The following is a 21,738-nucleotide window of genomic DNA, read 5'->3' on the forward strand; positions in this document are numbered from 1 at the left end:
CGCTACACAAACGTTTGCGGCATACGTTTGCGTCACCCGTGAACGTGATCAACTCGGAACAGAAGGAGCGACGAGCGGTGGCTCACATCCAGATCCTGGGAACCGGCGGCACGATCGCGTCACGGTCCGGCACCACGATCGGCGCCGTCGCCTCCGACCGGGCCGAGACACTGCTCGACGGTGTACCCGGCGAGCACACCGTCGACACCCTCGACGTCCTGACGACCGGCAGCTACCGCCTGACCCTGGCGGACCTCCGCCTCATCGCCGAATCCGTGCGCACGACCGCGGCGGACGACCGCGTCGACGGCATCGTGGTGACCCACGGCACGGACACGATGGAGGAAACCGCGTTCCTGCTCGACCTGGTACACGACTCCCCCCAGCCGGTGGTGCTCACCGGCGCGCAGAGGACCGCGGACAGCCCCGACCCCGACGGCCCGCGCAACGTACGGGAGGCCGTACTGGCCGCGGCGTCCCCGGAACTCCGCGGCACCGGGGCCCTGATCGCATTCGGGGGGATCGTCCGGACCGCCCGCGGGGCCCGCAAAGCACACACCACCGCAGCCGACCCGTTCTCCGGTGGCAGCGAACTCGCACACCTGACCGGTGACGGCCTCGTCGTGACGGCCCTACCGCGTCGACGGCCGGCCCTGCCACCACCCGGCCCGTCCTTCGACACCGGCCGAGTGGAGATCGTCACCGCCTATCCGGGCGCGACGACCCACCTGTTCGACGCCGCGGTCGCCTCGGGGGCCGACGCCGTCGTCCTGGCCGGAACCGGGGTCGGCAACGCCGGACCCGGCTTCACCGAGTCGGTCCGTCGGGCCGTGCAGGCCGGTTGCCCCGTCGTCCTGAGCACCCGCACACCGTGGGGGCCGGTGGTCCCCCGCTACGGCAACGGCGGCGGAACCGACCTCGTCGCCGCCGGGGCCGTCCCGTCCGGGGACCTCAACCCGTTCCAGGCCCGGATCCTGGCGGCCCTGCTGCTGTCCCACGGAACGTCCCCGACCCGTTTCCCCGACACCTTCACCCGCTACCGCTGACCGCCCACCCACCACATCACAGGAGGCATCATGTCCAAGAAGATCTACGTATCCGTCGGAATCGACGTCGACGCCGTCGGCGGCTGGCTCGGCTCCTACGGCGGAGAAGACTCCCCCGGCGACATCTCCCGCGGCCTGTTCGCCGGCGAGGTCGGCGTCCCCCGACTCCTGAAACTGGCCACCGACCGGGGCATCCCCGTCACCTGGTTCTGGCCCGGCCACTCCGTCGAGACGTTCCCCGAACAGTTCGAGGCCACGGTCGCCGCCGGGCACGAGGTCGGTATCCACGGGTACAGCCACGAGAACCCGATCGCGATGACCCGTGAGCAGGAAACCGAAGTCCTGGACCACTGCATCGACCTGTTCGCGTCCCGCACCGGCAGGAAGCCCGTCGGCTACGTCGCGCCGTGGTGGGAGTTCTCCCCCGTCACCAACGAGATCCTCCTCGAACGCGGATTCCTGTACGACCACTCGCTGATGCACAACGACTTCACCCCCTACTACGTCCGGGTCGGGGACAGCTGGACCAAGATCGACTACGACGCCCCGTCCGCCCACGACTGGATGAAACCCCTCGTCCGCGGCCAGGAGACGGACCTCGTCGAGATCCCCGCCAACTGGTACCTCGACGACCTGCCTCCCATGATGTTCATCAAGGGCAGCCCCAACAGCCACGGTTTCGTCAGCCCGCGTGACGTCGAACAGCTCTGGAAGGACCAGTTCGACTGGGTGTACCGGGAGATGGACTACGCCGTCTTCCCCATCACGATCCACCCCGACGTCTCCGGACGTCCCCAGAACCTGCTCATGCTCGAACGTCTCTTCGACCACATCGAACAGCACGACGGTGTCGAGTTCGCCGCCATGGAAACCATCGCCCGCGACTTCGTTCAGCGCTACCCCCGTTAAGGAACCCCGGCATGTCCACCCAGACCGTCTCACCACCACCACCGCCACCGGTGGCCACGTCCACCGAGCCGTGGAACACCCCCATCACGAAGAAGACCATCACCTACGTCTCGGTCGTCTGTTTCCTCGCCTGGGTCGCCTCCGTCTACGACTTCACCCTCTTCGGCACCCTGCTGCCCGTCATCAGTGAAGACTTCGGCTGGTCGACCGCGCAGGCCACCGCGATCAACACCTTCGCCACCATCGGCGTGTTCGTGGTCTCCCTCGTCGTGGGCACCATCCTGGATCGGATGGGGCGGAAGAAGGCCCTGATCCTCCTGATGCTCGGTGGTGCCGTCGCCGCCGGACTGACGGGTGTCGTGATAGGTGCCGTCAGCCTGATCATCGTCCGTTCCTTCTCCGGATTCTCCATGTCCGAGGAAGTGGTGAACGCGGTCTACCTCAACGAGATCTACAAGAGGGCGAAGAGCCGGGGGCTGCTCTACAGCCTCGTCCAAGGCGGCTGGCCCGTCGGCGCACTGATCTCCGCAGGACTGTCCGCCCTGCTCCTCCCCGTCATCGGCTGGCGGTGGAGCTTCGTCGTCGCCGCAGTCCTGTCCCTGGTCGTCGTCGCGATGGCCACCCGACTGCCCGAATCCCCCACGTTCGCGGCCATGCAGGAAGTGAAACGGCGCCGCGCCGCCGGCGACATCGCGGGCGCCGACGCGCTGGCCGCCGAACACGACCTCGAAATCGGTAGCCACCGGCAGGCCCGGATCCGGGACGTCTTCACCCCGCAACTGCGCCGGCACACCATCTGCCTGTCCCTGGCCTGGTTCGCCAACTGGATCGGCATCCAGGTGTTCGCGGTCCTGGGCACCACGGTGCTGGTCGAAGCCAAGCAGGTCTCCTTCGACAACGCTCTGGTGATCCTCGTCCTCGCCAACGCGGTCGGCTTCTGCGGCTACCTCTTCCACGGGTGGCTCGGCGACCGGATCGGCCGCAAACTGACCGTCGTCCTCGGCTGGATCGCCGGCGGAACGATCAGCCTGATCATGCTGCTCGGCCCCGGCACCAGCGCATTCATCATCCCGATGTACGCCCTGACCCTCTTCTTCCTGAGCGGCCCCTACTCGGCCCTGCTGTTCTACATGGGCGAATCGTTCCCGGCACACGTCCGCGGCACCGGGGTGAACGTGGCACACGTGATGGCGCCCATCGGCGGCATCGCCGGATCCGGTCTGCTCAGCATCCTGCTGTCCGCAGGAATCTCGATGGGCACCGCCGCGATCCTCACCGGCTCGCTGTTCATGGTGCTGTCCGGCCTGTTCATGATCGGCACCCGGAACACCGATCACCCTGCCACCCAGGAGGTTTCGGCATGATCCGCGACGACGGACTCGAAGGGAAGGTCGCCGTCGTCTCGGGCGGCGGAAGCGGCATCGGACAGGCATTGGCAGTCGCGTACGCGCGCGCCGGGGCACATTCGGTGGTCGGCTACCTCCCGAACGACCCCCACGACGTCACCGACACGGTCCGGGCGGTCGAAGCCGCCGGCGGCACCTGTGTTCCGGTGCCGGTGGACGTCCGCGACCTCGCGGACACCGATGCCCTCGCGCAGGCCGCACTCGACACCTTCGGCCGCCTCGACATCGCCGTCGCCGCAGCCGGCATCCTCCGCCGGGCCGCACTCGACGAGATGACCGACGAGGCCTGGGACGACATGCTGGCCGTGGACCTCTCCGGTGTGATGCGCACCTTCCGCTCGTGTGCCGCCCGGATGACCGGCCCCGGCGCGATGGTCGCAGTCTCCTCCATCGCCGGCGGCGTCTACGGCTGGGAAGACCACAGTCACTACGCGGCCGCCAAGGCCGGACTGCTCGGCATGTGCCGCTCGCTCGCCGTCGAACTGGCGCCGCGCGGAATCCGGGTCAACACCGTCGTCCCGGGCCTCATCGAGAGCCCGCAATCCCTCGACGGCGTCAACTCCTTGGGGCCGGACGGCCTCGAGGCGGCCGGTCGGATCATCCCGTGGGGTCGTGTCGGCCACGTCGACGAGGCGGCCCGGGTCATCCGTTTCCTCACCGGCGACGACTCGGTCTACGTCACCGGTCAGCAGTTGATCGTCGACGGCGGACTGACCGTCCGCTGGCCCAGCTGACCCTCACACACGGAACGGAGCACGACATGAACCAACTCACCGGCAAGGTCGCGGTGATCACCGGTGCAGGCAGCGGTATCGGTGCCGCGATCGCACGACTGTTCGCACGCGAGGGTGCCGCGGTGGCACTGCTGGATCTCCACGAGGACACGTGCCGCGACGTCGCGGCCGAGTGTGCGGAGTCCGGCGCCGACACCTCCGTCCACGCCGTGGACGTCACCGACAGCGACGGCATGCAGGCTGCGATGGCCGCGGTGGTCACCGAGCACGGCGGCATCGACATCCTCGTCAACAGCGCCGGCATCCTCGACGAGACCCCCTTCCTCGAGATGAGTCCGGACACGTTCGACCGGACCGTCGCGGTGGACCTGAAGGGTGTCTATCTCGGCTGCCGTTGGGCGGCACCGGCAATGGTGGAACGCGGCGGCGGCCGGATCGTCAACATCGCCTCGCAGCTCGGCATCAAGGGCGGTGTCGGGCTCGCCCACTACACGGCGGCCAAGGCCGGCGTCATCGGGTTCACCAAGTCGCTGGCACTGGAGCTGGCGCCGCACGGAATCCTCGCCAACGTGATCGCTCCGGGCCCGATCGTCACCCCGCTGATCGAGGGACTGTCTCTCGACTGGAAGACCGCGAAGCAGGAGGAACTGCCGATCGGCCGATTCGGGCGGGCCGACGAGGTGGCCCCGACGGCGCTGCTGCTGGTGTCCTCCCCCGGCGGGGACCTGTACACGGGTCAGACACTGGGCCCCAACAGCGGCGACGTGATGCCGTAACCGGAAAGGAACCACGATCGTGTGCGGAGCCTGCCCCGGCGGGGCCGCCGTCCCGAGACTGACGGCGTACGCGAATCTCACCGGTATCACCGCCGAGGTGACCACCGTCCTGCAACGGGCCGCCGGAAACCGGGTCCGGGTGACCCGGTTCGCCGATCGGTGGCTGCTGCGCAGCCGCACCGGCGCCCAGTCCGTCGCAGCCGACCTGGAGCAGGTCGCGGGCCACCTCGTCCGGCACGGGGCGGTGGACTGGGCCGGCCTCGGGACGTCGACGGCGATCGGGGTGGACGTGGATCCGGACGGGAGGACGCGTTCCTGCCCGTACGACGCCGAACTGCGCCGGATCGAGTCGGTCCCCGCCCGGCACGTTCGACCGACGCTGACCGCATCCCAGTTCGCGGTCGCACTGCTGGTGCGGGCCGGCAACTCGGCCGTCGCCCGGAAGGAGACGCCCGCCGCGCTCAGCTGAGTGCGGGCTCGCGCTGTTCGAGCTGCACGCCGTGCGCCGCCCGACTCCGCCGGGCCCGCACCAGCGCGTCGGTCGTGAACACCACGAGCGCGACCCAGATGAGTGCGAAGCCGACCCACCGCGACGGCGGCATCACCTCGTGCATCACGGCGACACCCCATACCATCTGCAGCGCGGGCGTCAGGTACTGCAGGATGCCGAGCATCGTCAACGGGATACGTTGCGCCGCAGCCCCGAACAACAGCAGGGGCACCGCGGTGACCGGACCTGCCGCCACGAGCAGCAGACTGTGCCCGGCCCCCTCCCCGAAGAACGTGCCGGTGCCGGTGGCTGCGAGCACGATCAGGTAGCCGACCGCGAGTGGTGCCGCAACGATCCCCTCGGCCGTCAGGCTCGTCCGCGGATCGAGCGGGATCACCTTCTTCACCACCGCGTACGTCGAGAACGACAAGGCGAGCGTCAACGCCAGCACCGGCGGCTGCCCGTAGTCGACGGTGATGATCACCACCGCGATCGCCGCGACGACGAGCGCCGCGATCTGGGCGGGCCGCAACCGCTCCCGGAAGAAGATCACCCCGAACAGGACGCTCACGAGCGGATTGACGAAGTAGCCGAGCGCCGCCTCCACGACATGCCCCGAGACGACCGCGTAGACGTACACACCCCAGTTGATGCCCACCGCCACCGTCGCGGCGGACACCAACAGCCACATGCGCCCGCCCAGTCCCCGTAGCGTGCCGAGCCGGCCGAAGACCGCGAGAACGATCAGCATCGCCACCAGCGTCCACACCATCCGGTGCGCGAGAATCTCGAGGGCACCGGCCGGGGCGAGCAGCCCGAAGAAGATCGGGAACGCCCCCCACAGCAGATACGCTCCGAATCCGGAGAGCAGGCCGGTGGATTCCTCGGAGCGGTGCCGCTGTATCACGTCCGGCCACGATAGCCCCCCGGCTACTGTGACAGGTCACACGCCGGACACCGGCGTCGACCGTATCCGTTGCGAAGGAGTCCCGTGACCAGTCCCCGACGCCGACGCCCCGGCCTGCGAGCCGTCGGTGCCGGCGTGGCGCTGACCGCGGCCGCCGTCGCCGCGTTCGCCACCAGCCCGTGGCCGGGTGCGCTGCTCGTGCGCTTCGTGTTCGACCGCGACGCCCGCAGGACCACCGCCGCACTCACCGCCCGCGACCCCGGCGGCATCGCGTCGATCACTTGTCTGCAGTACCGCGACGGCGACACCGACGCCTTCCTCGACGTCCACTTCCCCGAGTCCCTGACCGGCACGACCGAGGTGCTGCCGGCGGTGATCTGGACGCACGGCGGCGCGTGGATCTCCGGCCACCGCGCCGATCACGCCCCGTACTTCCGACTGCTCGCGGCCGCCGGATTCACCGTGATCTCGCTCGACTACTCCCGCGGCCCGGGCCGCCGGTACCCGACTGCCGTCCACCAACTACGGGACGCCCACGCCTACATCCTGGCGAACGCCGAACGCCTGCATGTGGATTCGGATCGCATCGTCCTCGCCGGCGACTCCGCCGGCGCCCAGCTGTCGAGTCAGCTCGCCGTGATCGCCACGAACCCCGACTACGCCCACGACGTGGGGATCGCGTCGGCCCTGCGTCCCGACCAGCTGCGCGGGGTGGTCCTGAACTGCGGTATCTACGAGATCACCGACATGGTCGGCGGGCCGGGTGTGATCGGCTGGGGCACCGAGCAGTCCATCTGGGCGTACACCGGCAGCCGAGACGTCACCCGGTCGGCGGCGGTCGCGCAGATGTCGACGCTGCGGCACGTCACCGCGGATTTTCCACCCACCTACGTCTCCGGCGGCAACGCCGACGGGCTCACCGCGAAGCAATCGAAGGCCCTGGCCGCACGGCTCACCGATCTCGGAGTGGACGTGACCACACTGTTCTATCCCGACGACCACACCCCGGCACTCGCACACGAATACCAGTTCGACCTCGATACTGCCGACGGCCGCACCGCACTCGACCGGACGATCGAGTTCCTGCGCAAACACACCACCGACAGGTAGGTTCCCTACCGTTCCGGCCGGTGGAGCTCGGACGTTCGCAGGATGCGCGCCCCCAGGGCGAAGGATCGGCGGTACCTGCCGCGTCGGGCACGGCTCCGGCAGGTGGCCCGCACGGTGACGCCGACGCCGAGCCCTCCTGCGGCGAGGAGAACCGATTGCGGCACATGAGCGTTCATGGCGATGTCCTGTCGGTGGGCGTCGACGGTACCGGTCAGGCGACAGCGGGTACAGGGCGCACCCGCGCACCGCCTCCGATCTGTCGGCCGCGCCGGCGGGAGCGGGTACCACGTTCACGGCCACACCGACGGCACCCACAGCTGCGGTGACGACACCCGGCCGAGAGGACGACAGGCGGCTCGAAGAACCACACGACATCCGACCGGGCTCAGCTGCCCGGCACCGGCCCGTCGTCGGGTCCCGGCACCGCGACCACGGTCTGCGACGGCAGCAGCGGCGTCACCGCGAACGCTCCGGCGACCGCGTCCGCGGGCAGTGCCTCGACGGCCCGTACCCCGGCGCCGTCGGCCACCGGCCGGAGCCGATCGGGTGTCGCGCGCACCACGGCACCGACCACGCACGCGCACCCCTCGGACAGCCGCGCCGCCGAATACGTCGCCACGGCGGACTGCCGGTCGTCGCCGGCCACCGCCGCGGACAGCCGCGCCGACGCGACCGCCGGGGCGCGGCGCACCGCCTCCGGATCCGCGCCTACCGGGACCGCCACGATCGGCGTCTGTACCCGGTCCAGCGGCACCCGCAGCAGCACCTGCGACACCCGGATGTCCCCGACCGCATCCAGGAGCGCCCCGACCGTCACCGGAGTGTCGAACGAGACCAGCGCCCAACGCGGGAACGCGTCGTCGCCGGTGAGACTCGTCCGAGCCCGATCCACGTACTCCGGCACCGCCTCACCGGTGTCCGGGCCGAGCCGGTCCGTCGAGATCCGCGCCGCCGGAACAGGATTCGCGACACCCAACCACACCACCACGGAGAACAGGACACCCACGACGCCCGCGGTGACGGCGACCGATCTCGCGGCGTCCGACCTCACGACGCCCGCAGGACCCCGAGAGCGTGCTGCAGATCCGCCGGATACTCGCTGGTGATCTCCACCCAGCGCCCGTCCGCGGGATGCGCGAACCCCAGCGACCGCGCATGCAGCCACTGCCGTTCCAGACCGAGGCGTTCCGCGAGCCGCGGATCCGCACCGTACGTGAGATCACCACAGCACGGATGCCGCAACGCCGAGAAGTGCACCCGGATCTGATGGGTGCGACCCGTCTCGAGATGGATGTCGAGCAGGCTCGCCGCCTGGAACGCCTCCACCGTGTCGTAGTGCGTGACGCTGGGCTTGCCGTCGCGGGTGACCGTGAACTTCCAGTCGTTGCTGCGGTGCCGGCCGATGGGCGCGTCGATCGTGCCGCTGCTCGGATCCGGATGCCCCTGCACCAGCGCGTGGTACCGCTTGTCGACCGTGCGCTGCTTGAACGCCCGCTTGAGCACCGTGTACGCGCGCTCCGACGTCGCCACCACCATCACCCCGGACGTGCCGACGTCGAGGCGGTGCACGATGCCCTGCCGCTCGTGCGCACCGGACGTCGAGATCCGGAAGCCGGCCGCGGCGAGACCACCGATGACCGTCGGGCCGGTCCAGCCGACACTCGCGTGCGCCGCGACCCCGACCGGCTTGTCGACCGCGACGACATCGTCGTCGGCGTACAGGATCTCCATGCCCTCGACCGGCTCCGGCGTGATCGTCAGCGGACGCGGCGGCTCCGGCAGTTCCACCTCGAGCCACGTGCCGCCGGCCAACCGATCGGACTTGCCCACCGCGGCACCGTCGACCACGACGGCGCCTTCCTCGGTGAGTGTCGCCACCGCCGTCCGTGAGAGCCCGAGCAGACGTGCCAGACCGGCGTCGACGCGCATACCGTCGAGCCCGTCGGGAACCGGCATCGAACGCATTTCCCTCATGCCGCATCCCCCTTCCGAGAAGTCGTTCCGCCGCTCGGTTCGATACCGAACAGCGTGAGTGCCACCAACAGGATCGCGCCGCACACGATCGACGAGTCGGCGACGTTGAACACCGGCCACCAGCCCACGGAGACGAAGTCCACGACGTGGCCCTGCAGCGGTCCGGGCGAACGGAAGATCCGGTCCACCAGATTACCGAGCGCGCCACCGAGCACGAGGCCCAGGCCCAACGCCCACCAGCGTGAACTCAGGGTGCGGCCGATCCGCACCACCCCGATCACCACACCGACCGCGACGAGCGTCAGCAGCCACGTCATGCCCGTCGCCATCGAGAACGCGGCACCGGGGTTGCGGATCAGCGTCAACGTGACCGTGTCGCCGATCAGCTCCACCGGGTTGCGTGGATCGATGAACGCCACGGCAGCGATCTTCGTCACCAGATCGAGCGCGAACACCACCACCGCGATACCGAACAGCAGCAGCGTCATCCGGCGGGGCGTGACCGACACGGCCGACCCGGCCGGACGGACGGGATCGTCGGGTTCGGGGGCTGTGGGTTCGGGTACTGCGGGTTCGGGTACGGCGGGGTCGGGATCCGGGGTACGGTCCTCGCGGTCGTCACTCACCCCGACATCATCCCCTACCCGGGCGACAGACCGGACATGCCGTCCACGCCGACTAACCTGGTGGCGTGCCACTGCAGTCGAAACTTCGCTCCTCCGGACCCGCGCTCGTCGCGGCGACACTCTCCCTCTCCGTGCTCGTCGCCGGCTGCAGCAGCGGCGGTGATGCCGCCCCCGTCGGCCTCGACGCCGTCGGTGCAGCGTCCGACGAGGTGACGGTGCCGGTGACCGCCGCGACCACCGAGATCCTCGACCCCGGTGCCGAGCCGCGCGCCGTCGTCCAGTTGCGTCCCACACAGGGCACCCGGCAGCAGTCGCAGCTGGTGACCACCGCGACCGTGACGCAGCAGATCGACGAACAGGCGCCGCAGGACTTCTCCAATCCCGAAATGACCATGCCGCTCACCGCGCTGGTGACCCAGGCCGCGACCGACACCACCCCCGCGACCACGATCGATCTCACGCTCGGCACGCTCACCACAGCGGACCCCGACACGACTGCCCTCCTCGAACCCGCCACCGGCTCGCACGCCGGGTTCACCGTCGACGTCTCCGGCGCGATCACCGCACTGCGGCTGCGACCCGACCCCGACGCCGAGAACAAGGCCCGCGCCCTGATCGAGCAGGCGTTCTTCCAGGCCGTCTACCGGGCCGTCGCCTTCCCCGCCCAGCCGATCGGGGTGGGCGCCGTGTGGCGGATCCATCAGCAGGTGATGAGCGCGGTCGCCCTGGACCAGACGACGACGGCGACACTCGTCGCCCGTGACGGGGACCGGCTCACCGTCGACGTCCAGGTGGAACAGACGCCACAGTCACCGGTGTTCGAGCTGCCCAACGGCGCCGGCACCCTCAACGTCGACGCGTACTCGCTGCACGGATCCGGCACCGTCGTCCTCGACCTGACCGCTCCCCTGCCCGTCGACGGGACGGTCACCGTCGAGGGCAGCCAGTCCTACAGCGACCCCGCCGACGCCATGCACCTGCGCCAGACCACCCGCGAACAGGTGCGCTGGACCAGCTGAGCACATCCGAGAACGACGATGCCGGTGCCGCCCCGGACGGGGCGGCACCGGCATCGGTGGTCTGCGGGGCTGCCTACGCGGGGCAGGCCGGCGACGTCAGCTGCGCCATCGCGACCAGCTGGCAGGCGTACGCCTGCGACATCTTCCAGACACCGTTCTCCGACACGAAGTCGACGGTCGCATCGTTCGGCTGGCCGTTGACCGTGAGCACCACACCGGCGGTGACGGTGTCGGCACCGGTCGGCGTCACATCCTTGACCTCGATGGTGGCGCCGGCATCCTTCGCGGCCTGCGCAACCTGGTTGACGAGCTCCGGATCCTTCTCCGCGCCCTGCACCAGCTGAATCTTCTGCTCGACCGGGACGGCCGGGTCGAGAGCCTGCGTGATCGCGTCGTTGAGCTCCGCAGCGGTCGGCGGCGCGACGTCGGGGGCGGTGACGGTGGTGGAGGCCTGGGTGGCGGTGGTGCGGGTCTCGCCGTCGTCACCGTCGCTCGAGCAGGCGGTCATCGTCAGGGCTGCCGCGATCGCCACGGCGGCGACGGTCATCTTCCGGAGCTTCAAGTGCTTGTCCTTTTCTTTCTCGGTCGTCGTACTCGATCGATATCGGCGGAGCCGCGGCCGGGATCGGTCGTCTCCCCCAGCCGTGACCCGCGCTCACAGCAAGAGTACCGGCGATCACCGAGAGCACTGCGGGCGCCGACGATGTCGTGTCGTGGTCACCGCGTGCTGTCGATCGGATCGGCGACCACCAGGTCGGTGTCGGTGTCGGGGAACGTGCGCGCCGGCCCCGGCCCGGTGCTGCGGGTCTCGAACCGCACCGTCACCACCCCGTGTCCGGCGCCCTGCACCCAGCCGTGCCCGAACTCCGGGTGCGTCACGTCCAGGCCGGGCCGCCACCAGGTCGCCACCCCCACCCGGGGAGACGAATCATCTTGCTCCCCAGCATCTTCCGATCCTTCTCCGGTCTCCGAATCCGGTATCATCTGGTCGAGCTCGGGAAACAACGAGCCTTGGCTGGCCGCGGACAGCCCACCGAACCCGACACCGACCAGCCGGATCGGGCCGAGCTCGAGTGGATCGATCGCCTGCCGCTGCGCGGTCGCGGTGAGCGTCTGCAGATCGGTCGTCGCGTACGGCAGCGTCGACGACCGCGTCACGATGCTCATGTCGGCCTTGCGCAGCTTCAGCACGACGGTCCGCGCCGACCGGCCGTCCCGCTCGAGCCGCCGGAACGCCGCCGCCGCACTCGCGTCCACCGCCCGCCGCAACGCCGCCATCGTGACGATGTCCTCCGCGTACGTGGTCTCCGCACTCACCTGTTTCGCGTCGGCCCGCTCGGCGACCGGACGTTCGTCGATGCCGCGCGCCATCCGCTGCAGCCCCGGCCCGATCGTCGCCCCCAGCACCGACACGACCTCGACCTCCGGCAGCGCCGCGAGCGCCCCGATCGTGCCGATACCGAGCCGCTCGAGTTTCGCCTCCGCGACCGGGCCGACACCCCACAGTTTGCGCACCGGCAGACCGCTCAGCAGCTGCTGCTGCACATCCGGGGACACGACGGTGATCCCGTCCGGTTTCGCGAGCCCCGACGCGATCTTCGCCACCTGCTTCCCGGCGCCCGCCCCGATCGACGCGACCAGGCCCGTCTCCTCGAGTACCAGGGCCCGCAGCTGCGCGCAGTACCGCTCCACGTCGGCGCGCCCGGCACCCGCCAGCTCCGCCGGCTCCGCGAACGCCTCGTCCATCGACAGCTGTTCCAGCACCGGCACTCTCGTACGCAACGCGTCGAACACCCGGCCGCTCACGTACCCGTACAGGCTCCCTCGCGGTGGCAGCACCACCGCCGACGCCCCCACCAGTCGACGCGCCTGATGCATCGGCATCGCCGACCGGGCGCCGAACACCCGCGCCTCGTAACTCGCGCCCGCCACCACTCCACGCCCGCCGAGACCGCCGACGAGCACGGGGCGGCCCCGCAGCGTCGGCCGCGTCAACTGTTCGACGGACGCGAAGAACGCGTCCATGTCCAGATGCAGCACCCAGCGCCGGCTGCGCGTGGGATCGACGGAGGTCATGGGAGAAAAAATACGCCGGGCGGGCGACAGGAACCCCCTGCCGCCCGCCCGACGTGGTCCTACTCGGTTCGAGCCCCGACGATCACACCTTGACGATCGCGACCCGCACGCCCTCACCGAGCTCCACGGCGTCCGGGCCCGCGTCCCCCAGCTCGAGGGTCGTGGCCAGGATCTCCCCGGCGATCAGCTCACGGTGCCGGCCCGCCCACTCGAGGCGATCCTCCGGAACCTGCAGTGTCACCGAGATCCGGTCGGACACCTCGAGTCCCGCGTTCCGGCGCGCGTCCTGCAGCTCCCGGACGCGATCCTTGGCCCAGCCCTCGGCCTCGAGCTCCTCGGTCACCCGCGAGTCCAACACGACCAGGCCGGCACCGTCCGGCAGTGCCGCCGTGGACTCGGGCTCGGCCGCGACCAGACGCTGGGTGTACTCGGAGGGCAGCAGCTCGATACCCGCGGCAGGAGCGGAGCCTGCGGAGCGACCCGGCCAGACAGTGACGACGCCGCCCTCCTCGGTCCAGTCGCCGGACTTGACCGCCTTGATGACGGTCTGCACGTCCTTGCCGAGACGCGGACCCGCGGCCCGCGCGTTGACGACCAGTTCGAACCGGCCGTGCACGTCGACGTCGTCGGTGAGGTCGACCTTCTTGACGTTCACCTCGTCGGCGATCAGACCCAGGTACGGACGGATCTTCTCCGCATCCGGCGCGGCGACGGTGACCTCGGGCAGCGGCAGCCGCACCCGCAGGTTCTGCGCCTTGCGCAGGCCGAGGACCGTCGAACACACACCCCGGACGTCGTCCATCGCGCCGACCAGATCGGCGTCGGCCGGCAGCTCGGTCTCGGTGGGCCAGTCGGTCAGGTGCACCGACCGCCCACCGGTCAGGCCCCGCCAGATCACCTCGGACGCCATCGGCAGCAGCGGCGCCGCCAGGCGGGAGACCACCTCGAGCACCGTGTGCAGCGTGTCGATCGCATCCTGGTCCTCGTCCCAGAACCGGCTGCGGGAGCGGCGCACGTACCAGTTGGTGAGCGCGTCGCAGAACGTGCGCAGCTCGTCGCACGCCCCCGCGATATCGGTGACCTCGAGCGCGTCGGTGATCGCGTCCCGCGTCGCCGCCAACTTGGCGAGGATGTACTTGTCGAGCACGTTCGGCGAATCCGTGCGCCACCGGCCGGGCTTCGACGCGTACAGCTGCAGGAAGCTCCACGCGTTCCACAGCGGCAGCAGTGCCTGCCGGACGCCCTCGCGGATGCCCTGTTCGGTGACGATCAGGTTGCCGCCGCGCAGGATCGGCGACGACATCAGGAACCACCGCATGGCGTCCGAGCCGTCGCGGTCGAACACCTCCTTGACGTCCGGGTAGTTACCCTTGGACTTGCTCATCTTCAGACCGTCGTCGCCGAGGACGATGCCGTGCGCCGCAACACATTTGAACGCGGGACGATCGAACAGCGCGGTCGCCAGCACGTGCAGCGTGTAGAACCAGCCGCGGGTCTGACCGTTGTACTCGACGATGAAGTCGCCCGGGTAGTGCGTCTCGAACCAGTCCCGGTTCTCGAACGGGTAGTGCACCTGCGCGTACGGCATCGAGCCGGACTCGAACCAGCAGTCGAGCACCTCGGGCACCCGGCGCATCATCGACTTGCCGGTCGGATCGTCCGGGTTGGGACGGACCAGATCGTCGATCATCGGCCGGTGCAGATCCGTCGGACGCACCCCGAAGTCCACCTCGAGCTGGTCGAGCGAACCGTAGACGTCGACGCGCGGGTACGACGGATCGTCCGACACCCACACCGGGATCGGGCTGCCCCAGTAGCGGTTACGGCTGATGTTCCAGTCGCGCGCCCCCTCGAGCCACTTGCCGAACTGGCCGTCCCGGATGTGTTCGGGCACCCAGGTGATCTCCTGGTTGAGTTCGACCATGCGGTCACGGAACTTGGTGACCGCGACGAACCACGACGGCACCGCCATGTAGATCAGCGGCTGGCCCGAGCGCCAGCTGTGCGGGTACGAGTGCTCGATCGTCTCGTGCCGCAACAGCTTTCCGGCGGCCTTGAGGTCCTTGATGATGACCGGGTTGGCATCGAACACCTGCAGGCCCTCGTACGGCGGCACCATCGAGGTGAACCTGCCGCCCGGGTCCAGCGGCTGCACGATCTCGATGCCGTTGGCCGTCGCGCACTCCATGTCCTCCTCACCGAAAGCCGGTGCGAGATGCACGATTCCGGTGCCGGAGTCGGTGGTGACATAGTCCGCCGACAGCACCCGGTGCGCGTTCTCGTGACCCTTGCCGGGGCCGTGGAAGAAATCGAACGGCGGCGTGTAGGACAGTCCGACGAGGTCGGCGCCCTTGTACTCGCCGAGCACCTCGGGCGCCTCACCGAGCTCGCGGGCGTAGTGCCCGACGCGGGCCGCCGCGAGGAGGTAGGTCTTGCCCTCGGCGCCGGCGACATGCACGTAGTCGACGTCGGGGTGCACCGCGATCGCGAGGTTGGACGGCAGCGTCCACGGCGTGGTGGTCCAGATCAGCGCGTTCGCTCCGTCCAGCGGCGAGCCGGGCGCGGTGATCACCATGTCGACGGTGACCGCAGGATCCTGACGCATCTTGTAGGCGTCGTCGAGCCGGGTCTCCTGGTTCGACAGCGGCGTCTGCTCGTACCAGGAGTACGGCAGCACCCGGAAGCCCTGGTAGATCAGACCCTTGTCGTACAGCTCCTTGAACGCCCACATCACGGACTCCATGAAGTCCAGATCGAGGGTCTTGTAGTCGTTGTCGAAGTCGACCCAGCGGGCCTGGCGGGTCACGTAGTCGCGCCACTCGTCGGTGTACCGCAGCACCGACTGCTTGCAGTACGCGTTGAACTCCTTCAAGCCCATCGCGTCGATCTGCGACTTGTCCTTGATGCCGAGCTGCTTCTCCGCCTCCAGTTCGGCGGGCAGACCGTGGCAGTCCCAGCCGAAGCGGCGGTCGACCTTCTTGCCGCGCATCGTCTGGAAACGTGGGACGACGTCCTTGACGTAGCCGGTGAGCAGATGCCCGTAGTGCGGCAGACCGTTCGCGAAGGGGGGACCGTCGTAGAAGACGAAGTCCTCGGCGCCCTCACGGTTCGCGATGGACGCCCGGAACGTGTCGTCGGCGTCCCACGCGGCGAGCACCTTGCGCTCGAGGTCCGGGAACGAGACGGAACCGGTCGCGCGGCCGCCGACGAGGTCGACACGCGGATACCCGGCGTTCTGCTGGGGGGAAGTGGATTCGTTGCTGGTCACCACAGGGTTCTCACGGCTCCTCGTGCCCGTCTACCGGCACGGGGACGACGACGACGCCCTTTGCGTCTCCGCCGCGGTACCACCCCGCTTGCCCACCGCGACCGACAGCCGCGACGAGCCTCTCTGACCGGGCTGTGACGGGCCCACCCGTTCGGGTCTAGTGAGTACGACGCCTGCGCGCCGTACCGTTCTTCCGAAGGCTCCCCGGTGATGGCCGGATCACTGCCGTGTGTGCGTTCAAGTCTAGCCCGGACCGGCCGAGTCGTCGGAGTCGCCGTCGGGCGCCGCCTTGCGACCCGCCAACGCACTGACGAGAAGCAGGACGGCGCCCGCGACACAGACCACGATGCATCCCCACGCCCACACGACGGAACCCGTCGTCAGGGCGATCACCAGCAGCATGAAACCCACTGCCGCGAGGACCAGCGTCAGAACCAGCACGATTCACCCTCTGTTCGAGTGCGGGCCGGTGTCGGCTCGGTCAGTTGTTCCCCTTGGCGAACGACTGGTTGAACCCCGACTGACCGAAGGCGTCGTCGCCGCCGTCGACCGGGACGGCCGACCCACGCTGCTCGAGCTCTTCGAGCTGCGACTCCAGGTACGACTTCAGACGCACCCGGTACTCGCGCTCGAACGTCTTCAGCTGAGCGATCCGGCCCTCGAGCACCGACCGCTGCTGATTGATCGTCGCCATGATCTCGGTGTGCTTCTTCTCGGCATCCGCCTGCAATGCGTCGGCCTTCTCCTTGGCCTGACGCAGCTGGGTCTCCGAGCGGTTCTGCGCGTCGGACAGCAGCGTGTCCGACTTCTTCGTGGCCTCCGCGACCATCGTCTCCGACTTGCGGGTGGCGTCGGACACCATCGTCTCCGACTTCTGCTTCGCCTCGGACACCATCGTGTCCGACTTGGTGCGCGCCTCGGTCACGAGACGCTCCGAATTGGTCCGGGCGTCGCTGAGCAGCTGCTCCGCCTCGACCTTGGCGTCGCCGGTGAGGCGATCGGCCATCTCCTGCGCCAGACCGAGCACCTTGGCCGCCTGCATGTTGGCGTCCTCCGACGGACGCGGCGCAGCGGCCGGCACCGGCTCGGGCTTCGGCTGCGGCGCAACCGCGGCAACCGGCTCCGGTTTCGGCGCGGGCGGCGGGACCGGGGCGACGGACCGCGGAGCCTTCTTCGCCTCGGCCAGCTCCTGATCGAGCTCGCCGACACGCTGCCGAAGGTCGGCGTTCTCCTCGATGAGCCGCGACAGCTCCTGCTCGACGAGGTCGAGGAACGCGTCTACCTCGTCCTCGTTGTAGCCACGCTTACCGATCGGCGGCTTGCTGAACGCGACATTGTGCACATCAGCTGGAGTCAGCGGCATGGAAGGATCCCTTCACGCGTCAATTGGCGGTCTAGCACGCATTCAGTTCTAGCGCGGTGCGCGTACTCGTTAACCATTTCGTTACCTGTCCCACTGTAACTGCGGGCCATAACTGCGGGCCATTCTGTCACACCAAACCCGACGGTGACGCCAGCCCCGAGACGACCTGCATCAGGATGAACAGCAGAAACATCAGCACCATGATCGACAGATCGAGGCGAACACCACCGAGGGAAATCGGCGGAATCAACCGGCGAAGCAACTTCACCGGAGGGTCTGTCACCGTGAAAATCGCTTCGAGCACGACCACGACGACACCCGTCGGCCGCCAGTCCCGAGCGAAGACCCGGATGAACTCGACGATGATCCGTCCGATGAGCAACAACCAGAAGATGAACAGGATCACGTAGATCACCGAGAACACGGCCACACCTTCACTCTGCCTGACGACAACCGGTCGGACAAAACCATCGGACACCTCGAGGTGCGCGTCACACCCGTCCGGGTAATCACGCGCACATCGAGTCCGCAGCTACTTCTGGTTGTAGAAACCGGTCTCGGCGATCCGACGACGCTCCTCCGCGGAGACGTCGATGTCGGCAGGCGACAGCAGGAACACCTTGGTGGCGACCTTGTCGAACGATCCCCGCAGCGCGAACGCCAGTCCGGCCGCGAAATCCACCAGGCGCTTGGCGTCGGCGTTGCTCATCTCGACGAGATCCATGATGACCGGGCTGCCGTCACGGAACCGCTCACCGATCGTCCGGGCCTCCCCGTAGTCACGCGGACGCAGCGTCGTGATCTTCGACAGCGGGCCTGCGTCGTCGACGGCCGGACGACGGCTCTCGAGCCGGTCCATGCGCGGATCGACCGCGAGCGCACCGCGAGTCGTGGCACGCGGTGCGGCGGGGCGCGGCGCGATCGACTCGACCCGCGGGGCCGGGCGGGCCGGCGGCTCGTAGCGATCGAAGTCACTGTCGACGTCGTCCCGGCGTCCCGATACGTACCCGGGCTCGGCGTACTCGCGGCGACCCGGAGCGGGCTCGTCGATGTAGTCGTCCTCGAAATCTTCGAGGGGGACCATGCCGAAGTAAGCCTTGAACTTGTGCAGGCTGCTCATTGATCGACCTTCCTGGGCGCGGCGGACTTGTAGTGATGATTGGAACTGCGATCTGCCGCAGCTGTCCCGGTGTGCCTGATGTTTCCGGTGTGACTGGTGATCATTGCGAGACTATCGGTCGACGGCCGAGGATGGCGGTTCCGACACGCACACACGTCGAACCGTGCCGGATCGCCGACTCGAGATCCCCGGTCATCCCCGCCGACACGACCGTCGCGGACGGATGATCCCGGAGCAGTCCCGCATGCACCTCCGCGAGCCGCGCGAACTCCACCTCCACATCGGAACCCAGCGGCGGCACCGCCATGACGCCCCGCAGGACGAGATTCGACGACGCCGCCACCCGCTCCGCGAGCACCGCCACGTCGTCCACCGGCACACCGCCCCGCGCCGGATCGGTGTCCAGACTCACCTGCAGGAGCACATCGAGAGAATTCTCACGTTCCCCCGCGTCACGAGCCGCACCGACCGCCGTATCGAGCGCATCGGCCAACCGGAGACTGTCGAGCGAATGCACCACCTGCGCCCAGCGCGACACCGTCTTCACCTTGTTCCGCTGCAGACGGCCGATCATGTGCCACCGGATCGGGTCGACCACGGCGGCGTCGGCCCGCAACCGGGCGACCTTGCCGCTCGCCTCCGGCTCACGCGACTCCCCGAACTCGCGACATCCGAGATCGTAGAGAATCCGCACGTCCTCGGCGGGAAAGAATTTCGTCACCGGCAACAGCACCACGTCGGCCGGATCCCGCCCGGCCGCGCGGCACGCCGCATCGACCCGGCCGCGCACCGCAGCCAGCGCCGCGGCGATCTCGTCGTACCTGCTCACCGGCGGCTGCTCGTCGAACATCACTCGAACCGTCTCACACGTCCTCGGCGGGATCCATCCAGATCACCGCGGCCAGCCGGCCCGTCGGAGCACCCCGACGATGACTGAACAGCGTCGGATCCTCGATGGTGCACCGGGGATCCTCCGCGACACCCGACACCCCGGCCGCCAGCAGCTGACGACGCAGCCCCGCCCGCAGATCCAGGCCCGGCGTGCCCTTGGCCGTGCGGGTCGCGCTACCGGGCAGAAACTTCTCGACATCGGCCTGCATCGCCGCCGGCACCTCGTACTGCCGACCGCTCGCCGCCGGACCGAGGAACGCGCCGATCCGTTCCGGGCGTGCACCCAGCTCGATCATCGTCGTGATCACCTTGGGCACGATACCGATCCGGGCACCGATCCTCCCGGCGTGCACGGCCGCGATCACACCGGCCTCGTCGTCCGAGAGGAGCACCGGGACACAGTCCGCGCTGAGCGTCACCAGCGCCAGACCCGGCACCGTCGTCACCAACGCGTCCGTCGCCGGAACCGGACCGTCGACCGGACCGTCGACCACCGTCACGGTGCGACTGTGGATCTGCTCCATCCACACCAGCCGCTCGAACGGCAATCCGATCCCGTCGGCGAGCCGACGCCGATTCGCGTCGACCGCCGCCGGATCGTCACCGACATGGTCCCCGAGATTGAACGACTCGTACGGCGCCGCGGACACTCCACCCGCTCGGGTCGTGACGACCCGGCGGACCCGCACGCCCGTCACGGTGTCCCCGCTCAACGACGCATGAAGGAAGGCACGTCGACGTCGTCGTCGTCACCTTCGTCGTGACCGACCGGCATCGTGCGCGACCCGGACCCGCCCAGCGGCGGCAGGCTCGCACCACCGGTGGGCGTGCCCACCGGCTCACGTGTCGGGGTGGGGGCCGGGGTGGGAGTCGGGGGCGTGGTGGGAGTCGGAGCCGGAGCCTGCTCCGCCGCGGCCGGAGCCGCAGCACGCTGCTCGGACTGATTGACCTCACCGGCACGTCCCGCACCGATGTTCGAGCGGCCGATCGCCGACTGCACCTCGAGCGGGCGCTTCACCGGCGCGCCCCCCTCGAAACCGGCAGCGATGACCGTCACGCGTACCTCGTCCCCGAGGGAATCGTCGATGACCGTGCCGAAGATGATGTTGGCGTCGATGTGCGCGGCCTCCTGGACCAGCGACGCCGCCTCGTTGATCTCGAACAGGCCCAGATCGGAGCCGCCGGCGATCGACAGCAGCACGCCCCGCGCACCCTCCATCGATGCCTCGAGCAGCGGCGAATTGATCGCCGTCTCCGCGGCCTTGATCGAACGGCCCTCACCCCGCGACGAGCCGATACCCATCAGGGCGCTACCCGCACCGGACATGACGGACTTGACGTCCGCGAAGTCGACGTTGATCAGACCCGGGGTGGTGATCAGGTCGGTGATGCCCTGGACACCGTTGAGGAGGACCTCGTCGGCGCTGCGGAACGCGTCCATCAGGCTGACGGCGGCGTCACCGAGCTGCAGCAGTCGGTCGTTCGGAATGACGATCAGGGTGTCGCAGGACTCGCGCAGCGCGGAGATGCCGGACTCGGCCTGCGCGCCGCGACGCTTGCCCTCGAACGAGAACGGACGCGTCACGACACCGATCGTGAGGGCGCCGAGCTTGCGGGCGATGCTCGCCACGACGGGCGCGCCACCGGTACCGGTGCCGCCGCCCTCGCCTGCGGTGACGAAGACCATGTCGGCACCCTTGAGGACCTCTTCGATCTCGTCCTTGTGGTCCTCGGCTGCCTTGCGACCCACCTCGGGGTCGGCGCCGGCACCCAGGCCACGGGTCAGCTCGCGTCCGACGTCGAGCTTGACGTCGGCATCGGACATCAACAGCGCCTGCGCATCGGTGTTGACCGCGATGAACTCGACTCCCTTGAGTCCCTGCTCGATCATGCGGTTGACCGCGTTGACGCCGCCTCCGCCGATACCGACGACCTTGATGACGGCGAGGTAGTTGTGCGGGGGCGTCATGGGCTCTCGCCTTCCGTGAGTGATTTCGCGCTCGTTCTGGGGGAAATAGGAAAA

General features: G+C 69.1%; 22 protein-coding genes. 8 read left to right on the forward strand and 14 right to left on the reverse strand.

Annotated elements, in window-relative coordinates; genetic code table 11:
* The first annotated feature begins 77 nt into the window (after positions 1–77).
* The 6 genes from Q5696_RS12485 to Q5696_RS12510 are packed head-to-tail and all read left to right on the forward strand — an operon-like array spanning position 78 to position 5,340.
* Positions 78–1,046, forward strand: a complete 969-nt coding sequence (locus tag Q5696_RS12485) for an asparaginase (RefSeq protein ID WP_305091670.1) — start codon at positions 78–80, stop codon at positions 1,044–1,046.
* A gap of 30 nt (positions 1,047–1,076) precedes the next feature.
* On the forward strand, positions 1,077–1,955 hold the full coding sequence (locus Q5696_RS12490; RefSeq protein WP_305091671.1) for a polysaccharide deacetylase family protein: 879 nt from the start codon (positions 1,077–1,079) through the stop codon (positions 1,953–1,955).
* Between the two features lie 11 nt (positions 1,956–1,966).
* Complete coding sequence (locus tag Q5696_RS12495) at positions 1,967–3,319, forward strand: MFS transporter (protein ID WP_305091672.1); 1,353 nt, start codon at positions 1,967–1,969, stop codon at positions 3,317–3,319.
* Positions 3,316–4,095 (forward strand): SDR family NAD(P)-dependent oxidoreductase, encoded by a 780-nt coding sequence (locus Q5696_RS12500; protein WP_305091673.1) that lies wholly within the window; start codon positions 3,316–3,318, stop codon positions 4,093–4,095. The genes Q5696_RS12495 and Q5696_RS12500 overlap by 4 nt, the downstream gene beginning before the upstream one ends.
* A 26-nt stretch (positions 4,096–4,121) precedes the next feature.
* On the forward strand, positions 4,122–4,871 hold the full coding sequence (locus tag Q5696_RS12505) for an SDR family NAD(P)-dependent oxidoreductase (RefSeq protein ID WP_305091674.1): 750 nt from the start codon (positions 4,122–4,124) through the stop codon (positions 4,869–4,871).
* Positions 4,872–4,890: 19 nt separating this feature from the next.
* Positions 4,891–5,340, forward strand: coding sequence for a hypothetical protein (locus tag Q5696_RS12510; protein ID WP_305091675.1), 450 nt, complete (start codon positions 4,891–4,893; stop codon positions 5,338–5,340).
* On the opposite strand, the gene rarD is transcribed toward Q5696_RS12510, so the two are convergent.
* On the reverse strand, positions 5,333–6,265 hold the full coding sequence (rarD, locus tag Q5696_RS12515) for an EamA family transporter RarD (RefSeq protein ID WP_370654924.1): 933 nt from the start codon (positions 6,263–6,265) through the stop codon (positions 5,333–5,335). The two genes, Q5696_RS12510 and rarD, sit on opposite strands and share 8 nt — an antisense overlap.
* Positions 6,266–6,352: 87 nt before the next feature.
* Between rarD and Q5696_RS12520 the strand changes: the two genes are divergently transcribed.
* Complete coding sequence (locus tag Q5696_RS12520) at positions 6,353–7,378, forward strand: alpha/beta hydrolase (protein WP_370654780.1); 1,026 nt, start codon at positions 6,353–6,355, stop codon at positions 7,376–7,378.
* A 385-nt stretch (positions 7,379–7,763) separates the two neighbouring features.
* Here Q5696_RS12520 and Q5696_RS12525 read toward each other — a convergent pair whose 3' ends face one another.
* The 3 genes from Q5696_RS12525 to lspA are packed head-to-tail and all read right to left on the reverse strand — an operon-like array spanning position 7,764 to position 9,978.
* A complete protein-coding gene (locus Q5696_RS12525) occupies positions 7,764–8,429 on the reverse strand; it encodes a hypothetical protein (RefSeq protein ID WP_305091677.1) in 666 nt (221 codons plus the stop codon).
* The gene (locus Q5696_RS12530) at positions 8,426–9,352 is read right to left on the reverse strand and encodes an RluA family pseudouridine synthase (protein WP_305091678.1); all 927 of its coding nucleotides are present in this window, start codon (positions 9,350–9,352) and stop codon (positions 8,426–8,428) included. Before Q5696_RS12530 ends, Q5696_RS12525 begins: the two co-directional genes overlap by 4 nt.
* Positions 9,349–9,978 (reverse strand): signal peptidase II, encoded by a 630-nt coding sequence (lspA, locus tag Q5696_RS12535; RefSeq protein ID WP_305091679.1) that lies wholly within the window; start codon positions 9,976–9,978, stop codon positions 9,349–9,351. Before lspA ends, Q5696_RS12530 begins: the two co-directional genes overlap by 4 nt.
* 65 nt (positions 9,979–10,043) lie before the next feature.
* On the opposite strand from lspA, the gene Q5696_RS12540 reads away from it, so the two are divergent.
* A complete protein-coding gene (locus Q5696_RS12540) occupies positions 10,044–10,997 on the forward strand; it encodes a hypothetical protein (protein ID WP_305091680.1) in 954 nt (317 codons plus the stop codon).
* Positions 10,998–11,070: 73 nt separating this feature from the next.
* On the opposite strand, the gene Q5696_RS12545 is transcribed toward Q5696_RS12540, so the two are convergent.
* The 10 genes from Q5696_RS12545 to ftsZ form a co-directional block, all read right to left on the reverse strand.
* Positions 11,071–11,559: a WKL family lipoprotein gene (locus Q5696_RS12545; protein ID WP_305091681.1), complete on the reverse strand. Its 489-nt coding sequence runs from the start codon at positions 11,557–11,559 to the stop codon at positions 11,071–11,073.
* A gap of 155 nt (positions 11,560–11,714) precedes the next feature.
* Positions 11,715–13,073: a DNA polymerase IV gene (locus Q5696_RS12550; protein WP_305091682.1), complete on the reverse strand. Its 1,359-nt coding sequence runs from the start codon at positions 13,071–13,073 to the stop codon at positions 11,715–11,717.
* Between the two features lie 82 nt (positions 13,074–13,155).
* Complete coding sequence (ileS, locus tag Q5696_RS12555; RefSeq protein WP_305091683.1) at positions 13,156–16,341, reverse strand: isoleucine--tRNA ligase; 3,186 nt, start codon at positions 16,339–16,341, stop codon at positions 13,156–13,158.
* A gap of 243 nt (positions 16,342–16,584) precedes the next feature.
* On the reverse strand, positions 16,585–16,782 hold the full coding sequence (locus Q5696_RS12560; protein WP_305091684.1) for a hypothetical protein: 198 nt from the start codon (positions 16,780–16,782) through the stop codon (positions 16,585–16,587).
* A gap of 40 nt (positions 16,783–16,822) precedes the next feature.
* The gene (locus tag Q5696_RS12565) at positions 16,823–17,704 is read right to left on the reverse strand and encodes a DivIVA domain-containing protein (protein WP_305091685.1); all 882 of its coding nucleotides are present in this window, start codon (positions 17,702–17,704) and stop codon (positions 16,823–16,825) included.
* A 127-nt stretch (positions 17,705–17,831) separates the two neighbouring features.
* Positions 17,832–18,134: a YggT family protein gene (locus Q5696_RS12570; protein ID WP_305095268.1), complete on the reverse strand. Its 303-nt coding sequence runs from the start codon at positions 18,132–18,134 to the stop codon at positions 17,832–17,834.
* A 102-nt stretch (positions 18,135–18,236) separates the two neighbouring features.
* Complete coding sequence (locus tag Q5696_RS12575; protein ID WP_305091686.1) at positions 18,237–18,824, reverse strand: cell division protein SepF; 588 nt, start codon at positions 18,822–18,824, stop codon at positions 18,237–18,239.
* A 100-nt stretch (positions 18,825–18,924) separates the two neighbouring features.
* A complete protein-coding gene (locus Q5696_RS12580) occupies positions 18,925–19,674 on the reverse strand; it encodes a YggS family pyridoxal phosphate-dependent enzyme (protein ID WP_305091687.1) in 750 nt (249 codons plus the stop codon).
* 13 nt (positions 19,675–19,687) lie between these two features.
* Positions 19,688–20,413 (reverse strand): peptidoglycan editing factor PgeF, encoded by a 726-nt coding sequence (pgeF, locus tag Q5696_RS12585; protein WP_305095269.1) that lies wholly within the window; start codon positions 20,411–20,413, stop codon positions 19,688–19,690.
* Between the two features lie 11 nt (positions 20,414–20,424).
* Positions 20,425–21,684, reverse strand: a complete 1,260-nt coding sequence (gene ftsZ, locus Q5696_RS12590) for a cell division protein FtsZ (RefSeq protein WP_305091688.1) — start codon at positions 21,682–21,684, stop codon at positions 20,425–20,427.
* Between the last annotated feature and the right edge of the window lie 54 nt (positions 21,685–21,738).

The organism is Prescottella sp. R16 (assembly GCF_030656875.1).
GTDB lineage: Bacteria > Actinomycetota > Actinomycetes > Mycobacteriales > Mycobacteriaceae > Prescottella.